This is a genomic window from Qipengyuania profundimaris, assembly GCF_030717945.1.
In the GTDB taxonomy this organism is placed as follows: Bacteria; Pseudomonadota; Alphaproteobacteria; order Sphingomonadales; family Sphingomonadaceae; genus Qipengyuania; species Qipengyuania profundimaris.
Map to the genome: position 1 here is coordinate 1,765,739 of NZ_JAVAIM010000001.1, position 13,442 is coordinate 1,779,180.

14 protein-coding genes are annotated in these 13,442 nt (G+C 63.8%); 7 read left to right on the forward strand and 7 right to left on the reverse strand.

Annotated elements, in window-relative coordinates; all coding sequences use genetic code 11:
- Positions 1-72 precede the first annotated feature (72 nt).
- On the reverse strand, positions 73-939 hold the full coding sequence (locus Q9K02_RS08730; protein ID WP_305932542.1) for an AAA family ATPase: 867 nt from the start codon (positions 937-939) through the stop codon (positions 73-75).
- 101 nt (positions 940-1,040) lie between these two features.
- Here Q9K02_RS08730 and Q9K02_RS08735 point away from each other — a divergent pair, with 101 nt between their 5' ends.
- Positions 1,041-2,261 (forward strand): bifunctional alpha/beta hydrolase/OsmC family protein, encoded by a 1,221-nt coding sequence (locus Q9K02_RS08735; protein ID WP_305932543.1) that lies wholly within the window; start codon positions 1,041-1,043, stop codon positions 2,259-2,261.
- On the opposite strand, the gene parE is transcribed toward Q9K02_RS08735, so the two are convergent.
- On the reverse strand, positions 2,258-4,249 hold the full coding sequence (parE, locus tag Q9K02_RS08740; protein WP_305932544.1) for a DNA topoisomerase IV subunit B: 1,992 nt from the start codon (positions 4,247-4,249) through the stop codon (positions 2,258-2,260). The two genes, Q9K02_RS08735 and parE, sit on opposite strands and share 4 nt — an antisense overlap.
- Before the next feature lie 64 nt (positions 4,250-4,313).
- Positions 4,314-5,471 (reverse strand): penicillin-binding protein activator, encoded by a 1,158-nt coding sequence (locus Q9K02_RS08745; RefSeq protein ID WP_305932545.1) that lies wholly within the window; start codon positions 5,469-5,471, stop codon positions 4,314-4,316.
- Between the two features lie 19 nt (positions 5,472-5,490).
- Between Q9K02_RS08745 and rsmI the strand changes: the two genes are divergently transcribed.
- The 4 genes from rsmI to Q9K02_RS08765 are packed head-to-tail and all read left to right on the forward strand — an operon-like array spanning position 5,491 to position 8,319.
- Positions 5,491-6,360, forward strand: a complete 870-nt coding sequence (gene rsmI / locus Q9K02_RS08750) for a 16S rRNA (cytidine(1402)-2'-O)-methyltransferase (protein ID WP_422785424.1) — start codon at positions 5,491-5,493, stop codon at positions 6,358-6,360.
- Complete coding sequence (locus tag Q9K02_RS08755) at positions 6,357-6,707, forward strand: YraN family protein (protein ID WP_305932547.1); 351 nt, start codon at positions 6,357-6,359, stop codon at positions 6,705-6,707. The genes rsmI and Q9K02_RS08755 overlap by 4 nt, the downstream gene beginning before the upstream one ends.
- Positions 6,708-6,717: 10 nt before the next feature.
- Positions 6,718-7,686 (forward strand): glutathione synthase, encoded by a 969-nt coding sequence (gshB, locus tag Q9K02_RS08760; RefSeq protein ID WP_305932548.1) that lies wholly within the window; start codon positions 6,718-6,720, stop codon positions 7,684-7,686.
- A gap of 24 nt (positions 7,687-7,710) precedes the next feature.
- Positions 7,711-8,319 carry a DedA family protein gene (locus Q9K02_RS08765; protein WP_305932549.1) on the forward strand — a complete coding sequence of 203 codons (609 nt, stop codon included), beginning with the start codon at positions 7,711-7,713 and terminating at the stop codon, positions 8,317-8,319.
- Here the strand turns inward: Q9K02_RS08765 and Q9K02_RS08770 are convergent.
- Positions 8,316-9,212 (reverse strand): tyrosine recombinase XerC, encoded by an 897-nt coding sequence (locus Q9K02_RS08770; protein ID WP_305932550.1) that lies wholly within the window; start codon positions 9,210-9,212, stop codon positions 8,316-8,318. The two genes, Q9K02_RS08765 and Q9K02_RS08770, sit on opposite strands and share 4 nt — an antisense overlap.
- Entirely contained in the window at positions 9,209-10,363 is a 1,155-nt protein-coding gene (gene hemW, locus Q9K02_RS08775) for a radical SAM family heme chaperone HemW (protein ID WP_305932551.1), read from the reverse strand. The genes Q9K02_RS08770 and hemW overlap by 4 nt, the downstream gene beginning before the upstream one ends.
- Positions 10,364-10,401: 38 nt before the next feature.
- On the opposite strand from hemW, the gene Q9K02_RS08780 reads away from it, so the two are divergent.
- Positions 10,402-10,962 carry a CAP domain-containing protein gene (locus Q9K02_RS08780; protein ID WP_305932552.1) on the forward strand — a complete coding sequence of 187 codons (561 nt, stop codon included), beginning with the start codon at positions 10,402-10,404 and terminating at the stop codon, positions 10,960-10,962.
- Between the two features lie 3 nt (positions 10,963-10,965).
- Here the strand turns inward: Q9K02_RS08780 and rdgB are convergent, their stop codons facing one another.
- A complete protein-coding gene (gene rdgB / locus Q9K02_RS08785) occupies positions 10,966-11,592 on the reverse strand; it encodes an RdgB/HAM1 family non-canonical purine NTP pyrophosphatase (protein ID WP_305932553.1) in 627 nt (208 codons plus the stop codon).
- On the reverse strand, positions 11,589-12,305 hold the full coding sequence (rph, locus tag Q9K02_RS08790) for a ribonuclease PH (protein ID WP_305932554.1): 717 nt from the start codon (positions 12,303-12,305) through the stop codon (positions 11,589-11,591). Before rph ends, rdgB begins: the two co-directional genes overlap by 4 nt.
- 85 nt (positions 12,306-12,390) lie before the next feature.
- Here rph and hrcA point away from each other — a divergent pair, with 85 nt between their 5' ends.
- The gene (hrcA, locus tag Q9K02_RS08795; protein ID WP_305932555.1) at positions 12,391-13,434 is read left to right on the forward strand and encodes a heat-inducible transcriptional repressor HrcA; all 1,044 of its coding nucleotides are present in this window, start codon (positions 12,391-12,393) and stop codon (positions 13,432-13,434) included.
- The last annotated feature ends 8 nt before the right edge of the window (positions 13,435-13,442 follow it).

A 13,442-nucleotide genomic window follows, 5' to 3' on the forward strand; every position in this document is an offset into this window, starting at 1 on the left:
TGTCGATACGCAAAAAAGGGCGCGAACGACTTGGTTCGCGCCCTTTCGCTACTTTCTGCTTACTGGACGTTGCTAGCTCTGGCGCCGGGCCATGAAGGCGAGACGCTCGAACATCATCACGTCCTGCTCGTTCTTGAGCAGCGCGCCGTGGAGCGGCGGGATGGCGCTGTTGGGATTGGCGTCCTGCAGCGTCTCGAGCGGCATGTCCTCGTTCATCAATAGCTTCAGCCAGTCGAGCAACTCGCTGGTGCTGGGCTTCTTCTTGAGGCCGGGCACTTCGCGCAGCTCGTAGAAGATATCCATCGCTTTCTTGACCAGCGTCTTCTGGATATCGGGATAATGGACGTCGATGATCTCCTGCATCGTCTCGCGATCGGGAAACTTGATGTAGTGGAAGAAGCAGCGACGCAGGAATGCGTCGGGCAGTTCCTTCTCGTTGTTCGAGGTGATTACCACGATCGGACGTTCCTTCGCCTCGATCCGTTCATGCGTTTCGTAGACGTCGAAGCTCATGCGATCGAGTTCCTGCAACAGGTCGTTGGGAAACTCGATGTCGGCCTTGTCGATCTCATCGATCAGCAGGACGGGCAGCTGTTCGCTGGTGAAGGCTTCCCACAGCTTGCCCTTCTTGATGTAGTTCGAGATCTCGTGCACCCGCTCGTCGCCGAGCTGGCCGTCGCGCAGGCGGGCGACCGCATCGTATTCGTAGAGGCCCTGCTGCGCCTTGGTGGTGGATTTCACGTTCCACTCAATCAGCGGCGCATCGAGCGCCTTCGAAATCTCGTGCGCGAGCACCGTCTTGCCCGTACCCGGCTCGCCCTTCACCAGCAGCGGACGGCGCAGCGTTACGGCCGCATTCACCGCGACCTTGAGGTCTTCGGTGGCGATATAGGACTGGGTGCCTTCGAAACGTGTCTGGTCGGAAGTGTTGTCGGCCATCGGTTTTCCCTTGCAACTTGACGGGAGCGTTAGGGGGAGGGCACGCGAAGGGCAAGGGGGCGTTGTAACCTCCATGGCCCGCCGGACGGACAGGAGAGAATATGCCGACAGAAGCACTCAGCATCACGACCGAAGCGGGCCATGCGCTCGAAGGGTCCCTCGAACTCCCGACGGGGCTTGTGCGGGGCGCTGCGCTGTTCGCGCATTGCTTCACCTGCACGAAGAACAGCAAGGCCGCCGTCACCGTGGCGCGGGCGCTGGCGCAGGAAGGCATTGCGACGCTGCGGTTCGATTTTACCGGCCTCGGCGGTAGCGAGGGCGAGTTCGGACGCGCGGGGTTTGCCACAGATGTCAGCGATCTGGTCGACGCGGCCCGCAAGCTAGTCGAGCGTTTCGGAGGGCCGATCCTGATGGTCGGGCACTCGCTCGGTGGCGCGGCCGTGCTGGCCGCAGCCGACGATCTGGGCTCCGACCACGTCGCCGCGATTGCCACGATCGGCGCGCCCAGCGATGTGCCGCATGTGCTCGAGAATATCGATGGCGACCTCGAGGCGGTCCGGGCTGGCGAGGATACCACGGTCACCATCGGCGGCCGCGAATTCAGCCTTAGCAAGGAATTCCTCGACAAGGTCGAAAGCGCCGATTTGCTGGCCGAGGTCGCCCGCATCCGCAAGCCACTGATGTTCCTCCACTCGCCGACGGACCAGATCGTCGGCATCGAGCACGCGAGCGCGCTGTTCCAGGCGGCGAAGCATCCCAAGAGCTTCGTCAGCCTCGAAGGCGCGGATCACCTGCTGGTCAAGGAAGCCGACGCGCGCTTCGCCGCCACGGTCATCGCCGGTTGGGCGCAGCGCTATCTACCCCTACGCGACGACTGGCCGATGCCGGAGGACGGCGTGGTCGTGAAGACCGGCCACGGCAAGTTCGGCACCGAGGTCCACACCAAGGCGCACCGCTTCATCGCCGACGAACCGCGCGGCTACGGCGGCGACGATACCGGCCCGACGCCCTACGACCTGCTCAATGCCGCGCTCGGCACCTGCACTGCGATGACCATGAAGATGTACGCCGATCGCAAGAAGTGGCCGCTGGACGGCGTGACCGTCGAAGTGCGCCACGAACGCCAGCATGCGGACGAATGCGACCATGTCGAAGCGATGGAGCAGGGCAAGCAGCTACAGGCGCTCCACCGTACAATCACGATCGAGGGCGCCGGTCTGGAGGAAGACCAGCGTGCAAAGCTGATCGAGATTGCCGACAAGTGCCCGGTACACAGAACGCTCGAGGGCGAACTACATGTGCACACGGAAAGATCGGGCTAGGCGTCGATCATATCGCGGTCGAATTCGCCGGCGTTGTTCTGGATGAAATTGAAGCGGTGTTCCGGGTTACGGCCCATGAGCTGGTCGACGAGTTCCTTGACCACCGCGCGCTGCTCGAATTCCGCGGGTAGGGTTATGCGGATGAGCGAACGCGTGTCGGGGTTCATCGTGGTTTCGCGCAGCTGGGCGGGGTTCATTTCGCCGAGGCCCTTGAAGCGGCCGACTTCCACCTTCTTGCCCTTGAACACCGTTTCTTCCAGCTCGGCGCGGTGGGCGTCGTCGCGGGCGTAGCGACTCTCCTTGCCCGCGGTCAGGCGATAGAGCGGCGGCTGGGCGAGGTAGAGGTGCCCGCCGCGCACGACATCGGGCATTTCCTGGAAGAAGAAGGTCATCAGCAGCGTTGCAATATGCGCTCCGTCGACGTCGGCATCGGTCATGATGATGATGCGGTCGTAGCGCAGGTTCTCCGGGTCACAATCCTTGCGCGTGCCGCAACCCATGGCGAGCGACAGATCGGCGATTTCGCTGTTCGCGCGGATCTTGTCTGCCGTGGCGCTGGCGACGTTGAGGATCTTGCCGCGGATCGGCAGGATCGCTTGGGTCTTGCGGTTGCGCGCCTGCTTGGCGCTGCCACCGGCGCTATCGCCTTCGACGATGAACAGCTCGGTCTCGCCATCGCCTTCGCCCGAACAATCGGTGAGCTTGCCGGGCAGCCGCAGCTTCTTGGCATTGGTCGCGGTCTTGCGCTTGACCTCGCGCTCCTGCTTGCGGCGCAGGCGCTCGTCCATGCGCTCCATCACCTGGCCGAGCAGCGCTTTGCCGCGGTCCATATTGTCGGTGAGGAAATGGTCGAAGTGGTCGCGCACCGCGTTTTCGACCATCTTGGCGGCTTCGGGCGAGGTCAGGCGGTCCTTGGTCTGGCTCTGGAACTGTGGATCGCGGATGAAGACGCTGAGCATCACCTCCGCGCCGACCATCACATCGTCGGCGGTCAGGTCCTTCGACTTCTTGACCCCGGTGAGGTCGCCGAAGGCCCGCAGGCCCTTGGTGAGCGCGGCGCGCAATCCCTGCTCGTGCGTGCCGCCGTCGGGCGTCGGAACGGTGTTGCAATACCAGCTGGTCGAACCGTCGGAGAAGAGCGGCCAGGCGATCGCCCATTCGACGCGGCCCTGCTGGCTGCCGTCTTCGCCTTCGGGGAAATCCTGGCTGCCGGCGAAAGGCTGGGCGGTAACGCACTCGCGCCCGTTGATCTGCTCGGCCAGATGGTCGGCGAGGCCGCCGGGGAACTTGAAGACCGCTTCTTCCGGTACGTCTTCGGATGCGAGGCTTTCCGCGCATTTCCAGCGGATCTCGACGCCTGCGAAGAGATAGGCCTTGGAGCGGGCTAGCTTGAACAGGCGTTTGGGATTGAACTTCCGGTCACCGAAGATTTCGGTGTCGGGCACGAACCTGACGGTGGTCCCGCGCCGGTTGGGGGTCGGCCCCAGTTCCTCCAGCTTGCCCGACGGGTGCCCCTTGGCGAATTCCTGCGCATACAGCGTCTTGTCGCGCGCGACCTCGATCCGCGTGTCGCTGCTCAGCGCGTTGACGACACTGACGCCGACCCCGTGCAGGCCGCCGCTGGTCGCATAGGCCTTGCCCGAGAATTTGCCGCCCGAGTGCAGCGTGGTGAGGATTACTTCGAGCGTCGACTTGCCCGGATATTTCGGATGCTCCGCGACGGGAATGCCGCGGCCATTGTCCGAGACGGTGACCTTGTTGCCCTCGTCGAGACGGATTTCGATGCGGCTCGCATGGCCCGCCACCGCCTCGTCCATCGCGTTGTCGAGCACTTCGGCGACCAAGTGATGCAGCGCGCGATCGTCGGTGCCGCCGATATACATGCCCGGGCGACGACGGACGGGCTCGAGCCCCTCCAGTACTTCGATAGAGGAGGCATCGTAATCGCCGCTGGAAGTCGGCGTGTTCTCGAAAAGATCGTTGGACATGAGACCGGCTATATCGTGCCGCAGAGCCGCGCTACAAGCGCGCGGGCGAGGTTATCCGCCCCGCTCAGAAGCCGGAAGGGGCGTTGGCAACCACCACGACGCTGTCGCCGCGCACTTCGCGGACCTCCATGGCGCGCTCGACGATGCCGCTCGGCCCGAAGCGGAACGCTCCGTCGAGACCGAGGAAACCGTCCGAACTGCGCAACTCGCGCACCGGGAAGGGACGACCGACCTGCCAGTCGCGCGCGACCCGCAAAGTTAGCAGCACCGCATCATAGCCGAGCGTCGCGATTCGATAGGGCTGGCCGCCAAAGCGCGCTTCGTAGCTGTCGACGAAGCGCTTGTAGCGATTGTCCGACACGGCGGAGAACAAAGCGCCGTTCATCGCGCGTGCGCGTGTCAGCGAGCTTTCCCCGCTCCATAATTCGGTGCCGAGTAACCGGGCGGACCCGCCGCCCGACTTCAACGCGCCGGCCGCCTGGATCGATAGCCGCGCGCCATCGGCAATCAGCACGGTGTCGTAGCCGCCGTGCGCCTTCAGCCGCTCCGCCGCGCTGACGATGGAGGTGTTTCCGCGCGAATAGCGCTCCGTCCACACCACGCTGCCGCCATAGGCCGCAGTCGCCCGTCGCATGGCTTCCTCGGCACGGACGCCATAAGCACCGTCCGGTGCGATCACCGCGAAATTCTGCGCACCGCGCTCTCGCGCATATTCGACCGTTCGCATGATCGACTGTTCGGGAATGTGGCCCATGATGAAGACATTCGGGCCGGCGGCATTGGTATCGTTGGAGAAAGAGATGACCGGGACGTCCGCCGACCGGGCGACCGAAAGCACCGACGGGATATTGCTGCCGAGCAGCGGGCCGAGGATCAGGCTATTGCCTTCCGCCACCGCCTGCCGCGCTGCCGCCTCCGGACCCTGCGCAGTATCGTAAGTCGTAATTCGCAGGTTTTCCGCATTCGTATCGAGCAGCGCCATCGTCGTCGCGTTAGCGATCGCCTGGCCCACGTTACCGTTCGACCCGGACATCGGCACCAAAAGCGCGACACGGTGGCGGGTCTGGTCTTCGGGCAGGGCAGTCGCGCTCGGTTCCGGCGTAGGCGTCGGATCGACCGGCGCGGGCCGTTCCGCCCCGCGCGGAATGACGGCGCAACCGGCCAGCAGCGTGGCCAGCGCTGCGGTTGCCAGCGTTCTACGGTCGATAGTCCAGCGCTTCATCTTGCCGCATCCCTTGCCAATGGTTCATGGGGAGGGGGTGAGCGATCCCGCACTTCCCGAAAAAAGCCTCGAGCCCGGGCTGTATATCGTGGCGACGCCAATCGGCAACCTCGGTGACATCACCCTGCGTGCTGTCGATGTTTTGCGCGCCTGCGACGGGGTTGCGTGCGAGGATACGCGGGTGACGGGCAAGCTGCTCAAGCACTTAGGCATCTCCAAGCCCCTATGGCGCTACGATGATCATAGCGAGCATCGCGATCGCGGGCGACTGGTCGAATCGATGCGGACGCGGGCGGTGGCGTTGGTCAGCGATGCGGGCACACCGCTGGTCAGCGATCCAGGCTACCGGCTGGTCAACGATTGCCGCGCCGAGGGCATTCCTGTGACCGCGCTGCCCGGCGCATGTGCGGCGGTGATGGGTCTGTCGCTGTCCGGCCTGCCGAACGACAGGTTCATGTTCGCAGGGTTCCTGCCGGCAAAGGACAAGGCGCGACGGGAAATGCTCGAGGAACTTGGCGGCATCGACACGACGCTGGTGTTCTACGAAACCGCGCCCCGCCTGCTCAAGTCGCTCGACGCGATCGAACAGGTGCTGCCGCATCGCGAGGTTGCGGTCGCGCGGGAGCTGACGAAGTTGCACGAGGAAGTCCGCCGCGGGCTTCCGCACGGCCTGCGTGCCTATTTCGAGTCGCATCCTCCCAAGGGTGAGATCGTCCTGCTGGTTGGTCCGCCGATCCCGATGGAAGCGAGCGAGGCCGATGCCGACATCCTACTGCGCGACGCGCTGGCAACGCTCAAGCCGTCTCAGGCCGCCGCCCGCGTCGCGCGGGAAACCGGACTGGAGCGCAAGGATCTTTACGCCCGCGCTCTGGAACTGCGCGCTGAATGAGGCGGCAGCTCGCCGAAAAGAGCGGCCGCGACGGCGAGGCGAGAGCGGCGTTCTGGTTGAAAGCCAAGGGCTGGCAAATTCTCGATACACGGGTGAAAACCCCGGCGGGCGAGATCGACCTGGTCGCCAAGCGGGGCAATGTGGTCGCGTTCATAGAAGTCAAATGGCGCCGCAAGCGGGCCGATCTCGACCATGCGATCGACGAATACCGCCTGTCGCGCGTGGCGGCGGCAGTGGAGGCCGTCGCGCATCGCTATGCCGAGAACGGCGAGGACATACGGATCGACGTAATCCTGCTTGCGCCCGGCAGCTTCCCCCGCCACATCGCCAACGCCTGGCAACCCTGAGGAGCCGCCGATGAGTCTGCGTGTCGCCGTCCAGATGGACCCGCTGGAAAGCATCAACATCGCTGGCGACAGCTCTTTCGCGCTGATGTTGGCGGCGCAGGCCCGTGGGCACGAGTTGTGGCAGTACGACGTCTCGACGCTGGCTTACGAAAGCGACGGCAGTCCTCGCGGCCGGATCACGGCGCATGTCGCGCCGGTCACGGTCCAGCGGGTCGAGGGCAACCACTTCACGGCCGGCGAACGGCGCAGGGCAGATCTCGCGAAGGATATCGACGTCGTCCTGATGCGGCAGGATCCGCCGTTCCACCTCGGCTACATCAGCGCCGCCTTCCTGCTAGACCGGCTTAAGGGCACGACGCTCGTCGTGAACGACCCGCGCGAAGTGGTGAATGCGCCAGAGAAGATGTTCGTGCTGGATTTTGCGCAGTATATGCCGCCGACGCTGGTCGCCCGGCACCTCGACGATCTGCGCGATTTTCAGAAAAAGCACGGCTCGGTCGTGGTGAAGCCGCTGCACGGCAATGGCGGCAAAGCAATTTTCCGGATCGACAAAGACGGGACGAATTTGTCGGCGCTAAGCGAGGTCTTCGACCAGACCTGGCCCGAGCCACACATGGTCCAGCCATTCCTCCCGGAAGTCAGCGAAGGCGACAAACGCATCGTGCTGGTCGATGGCGAATTTGCTGGGGCAATCAATCGCTTCCCGGGGAAAGGTGAGTTCCGTTCTAACCTTGCGCAGGGAGGTCACGCCGAAGCGGCGACACTGACCGAACGCGAGGAAGAAATCTGCGCGGCAATGGGTCCCGAGCTCAAACGACGCGGGCTGGTGTTCGTCGGCATCGACGTAATCGGCGGCAAGTGGTTGACCGAAATCAACGTGACCTCTCCGACCGGGATAGTCGCCATCGACAAGTTCAACGGTACCGACACCGCCGGGCTGATCTGGGATGCCATCGAGCGCCGTCACTCGGAGCAATAGCCGACCGGGCGCGTTGGTGCCTGCGTGAACAGCTTCATTCTCAATGCCATCGCCGGCGGCGGTTACATCGGGATATTTATCCTGATGGCGCTGGAAAACATCTTCCCGCCGATGCCGTCCGAAATCATCATGGGCTACGGCGGCGTGCTGGTGGCGCAAGGGCGCATGACCTTCGCGCCGCTGCTCATCATCGGAACCCTCGGGACGGTCGCGGGAAATTATTTCTGGTACTGGCTCGGCTCACGCTGGCGCGAGGAGGACCTCAAGCGCTTCATCGCAAAGCGCGGACGCTGGCTGACCTTCGAATGGGAGGAATTCGAAAAATCACGTCGCATCTTTCGCAAGCATGGCGACTGGATCGTTTTCCTGCTCCGCTTCTCGCCATTCCTTCGCACGATCATCTCGTTACCCGCCGGCTTGGCGAGGATGAAGCTCTGGCGCTTCCTGCTTTTCACATTCCTCGGATCGCTGGTCTGGAACGGTGCCTTGATCTGGGGAGGGCGATCCCTGGCGGGACTGATCGGCGAATACGAGACCTATGCCAGCTGGGCGGTCGGCGGTTTCATCGGACTTGGCGCCGTGTGGTATGCCTGGCGGGTGTGGAAATGGAAGCCATCGGAAAGCGAGTCCTAATCCCGGTCGCGCGGATGGGCGGTGCGGTAGGTCTCAAGTAGTTTCGCAGCATCGACCTGCGTGTAGATCTGCGTCGAGCCGAGGCTTGCGTGGCCGAGCAGTTCCTGGAGACTCCGCAAGTCTGCTCCGGCGCCCAGCAGATGGGTGGCGAAACTGTGCCGCAACGCATGCGGGGTAGCAGTATCGGGCAAACCCAGGGCCTTGCGGGCTCGCGCCGTCGCCTTCTGCACCATACCTTGCGACAGCGGACCGCCTTTCGCCCCCCGGAACAGCGGCTCGCCGGTAGACAGCGGCCATGGGCATTGGCGGACATAGTTGGCCACCGCCTCGCTGACGATGGGCAGGATCGGGACGACGCGTTGCTTGCCGCCCTTTCCGGTGACGGTCAGCCGCTCGCCGAGCGGGAGGACATCGGCGGTCAGGGAAAGCGCCTCGGCTATTCGCATCCCAGCGCCATAGAGCAGCAGGAGCACCGCCCGATCGCGTGCGCCGGTCCAGGCCTCGCCAGCCATCGTCTCGACCGTCTCCGCGAGCGCAGTCGCATCGTCGGGCGTCACCGGGCGGGGCAGGCCCTTCTTGATCCGCGGCCCTCGCATTCGTGGCGGATCGGTGACGCCATGGCCAGCCTGCGCGCGGGCAAAGGCAATGAAGCCTTTCAGCGCCGACAGTTCCCGCGCAGCCGAGGAGTTCGCCAGTCCTTCTGCGCGTCGTGATGCCATATGCGTGCGCAGACGGGTTGCCGTCAGTGTGGCGACCTCGGGCCAGTCGGTCAGCTCTTGGCGGGTCAGGAGCCCTTCTGCCGCCTTGTGATAGGCGCGAACCGTATGCGGCGACTTGCGTTGGCCGATAGCAAGGTGGTCGTGCCAGGCTTGCAGAAGCTCGGCTTTGCTCATGACGTCACGAGGTCTGCGGACACCAGTTCACCCAGCAGCGCATCGAGCAGCGGCATGCCTTGCGGCGTTACGCCGATCCGGCTGCCGCGTTGCCAGATCATGCCGAGGTTAGTGTAGAGCGCGAGCTTGTCGAACTCGATCGCCCGTTCGGCGTCGAGACCAAAACGGCGGGAGAGCGCCGTGGCGTCAATCCCTTCGGCGAGGCGCAAACCCATGAGCAGCGCTTCGGATAGTTGCTCGGCCGCATCGAGGTCGCGCGCTTCGGAGATACCGTGCGCCTGCCGCTCAACCGCAGCGAGGTAGTTCTCCGGCTTGCGATGGCGTGTCGTCGCGACGCCACCGCGTCGGCCATGCGCGCCAGGGCCGATCCCGGCATAATCCTCGTAACGCCAGTAGGTAAGATTGTGACGGCTCTCCTCGCCAAGCTTAGCATGGTTGCTGATCTCATAGGCCGGCAGGCCCGCCGCTGACGTCATCTCCTGCGTCAGCGTGTAAAGATCGGCTCCGTGATCGTCGTCGAGCGGGTCGAAAATCCCGCGCCGAACGTCTGAGGCGAAGCGCGTCGCCGGCTCGATGGTCAACTGGTAGAGCGACATATGGCTCGTCCCCAGGGCCAGAGCTTCGGATAGCTCGGTGCGCCACTCCTCATCGGTTTGCTTCGGCCGGGCGTATATGAGGTCGATTGAGACGCGCTCGAAATGCGTTTGCGCCGTTTCGACGGCTTTCAGTGCCTCGTCCACGCCATGCAATCGACCGAGAAAACGTAACGCCTCGTCGCGCAGGCTTTGAATGCCGAGCGAGACACGATTGATCCCCGCAGTCGAAAGCGCCGCGAAATTCGCAGCTTCGACAGAGGATGGATTGGCTTCCAGCGTGATTTCTATATCGCCTTCGAAGCCCCAAAGCCTTTCGGCCTCTTGAAGCAATTCGGCAACCAAGGCAGGGGGCATCAGCGAGGGAGTTCCTCCGCCGAAAAAGATACTTGCGAGCTTTTCCTGAGAGCGGATCGAAGCCGCTTCATGGCGCATGTCGGCAATCAGCGTCTCCCGCCACGCATCATCGTCATGCGTCGCCCGCACGTGGCTGTTGAAGTCGCAATACGGACATTTTGCGAGGCAGAATGGCCAGTGGATGTAGAGTGCGCGCGCCAAGGTCGCCTTCAGCTTATCTTAACCCTGCAGGCGAAAACATGGCCTGCATGGACGGGTCGAAAAAATGGATAGCGCCGGTGATCGGCGCTGTGAGCTTGCTATGTGCCACGGGCGTCGGCGTCGCCGCAAGCGCGTCGTCGCGCAACACTGCGTCGAGCGACGTGCATACAGCCGCGCGCATCCTGCATCTTCATAATGCAGAACGCCAACGCTTGCGATTGCCGGAGCTCAAGTGGAACGTGCATCTGGAACGCGAGGCGAAACAGTGGGCACACGAGCTTTCGCGCAAGGGCCGACTCCAGCATGCCGATCGAGCAGTTCGCAACGGCACGGGCGAAAATCTCTGGATGGGCACCGCCGGATATTGGTCCGTAGATACTGCCGTTAACCTCTTCATCGAAGAGAAGAAGCATTACCAGCATGGCAATTTTCCCCACATCTCGCGCACCGGCAAGTGGGCCGACGTCGCGCATTACACACAGGTCGTGTGGCGAGATACGCAAGAAGTCGGCTGCGCCTGGATAACCGCACGCGGCAACGATGTGCTTGTGTGCCGGTACTGGCCCGCCGGAAATGTCTGGGGCCGTAAAGCCTATTGATCCTCAGCCGAACTGCTCGGCCACCAGCTTCTTAAACGCATCGGCCCTGTGGCTGATGGCATGTTTTTCGGCCGGATCGAGCTCGGCGAAAGTCTGCTCGCGGCCAACCGGGACGAAAACGGGGTCGTAGCCGAACCCCATCGTTCCGCGCGGCGGCCAGGTCAATGTGCCCGGAGCCTTGCCCTCGTAGACCGCGTATTCGCCGTCGGGCCAGGCGAGGGCGAGGACGCAGTGAAAAGCGCAGGAGCGTGGCGCATCGGCGCCTTTCTCCTGTAGCATCCCCTCGACCTTGCCAATGGCCATGTACCAGTCGCGGCCCGGATCGCCTTCGAACCACTGCCGCTCCGCCCAGTCCGCCGTGTAAACGCCCGGCCGTCCATCGAGCGCATCGACCGACAAACCGCTATCGTCGGCCAGCGCGACTAGGCCTGAGGCCTCCGCCGAAGCCCGCGCCTTGATCAGCGCATTCTGCACGAACGTCGTACCCGTTTCAGCAGGCTCCGGCAGGCCGAGCGAGCCTGCCGAGAGACATTTCACGCCATGCGGTTCCAGCAGCGCGGATATCTCCTTGAGCTTGCCCGCATTATGCGTCGCAATCACGAGGCTGCCGGAACCGAGGCGGCGGGTCATTTGCGCGTCGCCTCGTCCTGTGCCTTGAAGATCTGCGCGCAACCCATCTGGGCGAGCCGCAAGAGGCGCAGGAAAGCCTCTTCATCGTAAGGTGCGCCTTCGGCAGTCGCTTGCGCTTCGGCAATCTTGCCACCTTCGATCAGGACGAAGTTCGCATCGGCATCGGCATTGCTGTCCTCGGGGTAATCGAGGTCGAGCACCGGCGTGCCCTGATAAACGCCGCAGGAAATTGCCGCGACCTTGGCGGTGATGGGGTCCCGCGTGATTGCGCCCGACTTCATCAGCCCGTCGACGGCCAGACGCAATGCGACCCAAGCTCCGGAAATCGAAGCCGTCCGTGTGCCGCCATCGGCTTGGATCACATCGCAATCGAGTGTGATCTGCCGCTCGCCGAGCTTCTTGTGATCAACCACGGCGCGCAAGGAACGGCCGATAAGGCGTTGGATTTCCTGCGTTCGCCCGCTCTGCTTGCCCTTGGCCGCCTCACGTTGGCCGCGGGTGTGGGTGGCGCGCGGGAGCATCGAATATTCGCCCGTCACCCAGCCTTCGCCCTTTCCGCGCAGCCACGGCGGGATGCGTTCTTCGACGCTTGCAGTGCATAGCACGCGCGTTTCGCCGAAGCTGATCAGGCAGCTGCCCTCGGCATGCTTGGTGTAGCCGGTTTCGATGGTGATGGCGCGCATTTCGTCGGGCGCGCGTCCTGAAGGTCGCATTCTCATTCTCCAATGCAGTCGAATCTCGGGTGTGCGTTTGGCGCAAGGGTCTTGAGGCCGCAAGGGGACGGGCTAGATAGAGGGAATGAATTCCCCGCCGCTCACCGACCTGTCCGACCGCGCGCGGGATATCTTCCGCCTTGTGGTAGAAGGCTATCTCGATAGCGGGCAGCCGGTCGGATCGAAAGCGCTCGCTTCCGATGGCGGACTGAACCTTTCGCCGGCTTCCATCCGCTCGGTGCTGGCGGAGCTGGAGCAGCGCGGATTGCTGGCAGCCCCGCATACCAGTGCCGGACGCATGCCGACCGAGACCGGGCTGCGCCTGTTCGTCGATGCGATGATGCAGGTCGCCGAACCGACGCGGGAGGAGCGTGCCGCCATAGAACAGCGCCTCGGTGAGCCGGGGCCCATCGAGCGGGCGCTGGAAGAAACTTCCGCCCTCCTGTCCGACCTATCCGGCGCGGCAGGCATGGTGATGGTCCCGACGCGCGAACCGAAGCTGGCGCAGGTCTCTCTGACCGCGCTCGACGCCAATCGCGTGCTCGCGGTGCTGGTGGGCGAGGATGGGCATATCGAAAACCGCGTGCTCGCACTTCCGGCAGAGGCACTTGGCACCTCGCTCGAACAGGCGAGCAATTACCTCACCGCGCGAACATCGGGCCGGACTTTGGCCGAGGCGGCAAAGCTGGTCGAAGCCGAGATCGTTTCGGGCAAATCCGCGCTCGACGAGGCCAGTCGCGATCTCGTTCAACGGGGACTTGCGACATGGAGCGAGGATGCGAGCCATCGCCCGGTGCTGATCGTGCGAGGACAAGCGAACCTGCTGGACGACAGCGCGCTGTCCGATATCGAGCGGGTGCGTTCGCTATTGGACGACCTCGAAAGCAAGCAGTCGGTGTCCGCCCTGCTCGAACGGGCCCGCCGCGCCGAGGCCATGCGTATCTTCATCGGGAGCGAGAACCGGCTTTTCTCGCTGTCCGGCTCGTCCGTCATCGCCTCGCCCTATCGCGACCGTGAGGGCAAGGTCGTCGGCGTGCTGGGCGTGATCGGCCCGACTCGGTTGAATTACGCGCGCGTCGTCCCCATGGTGGATTTCACGGCCCGATCCTTGGGCAAACGCATAGGCTGACAGGGTTT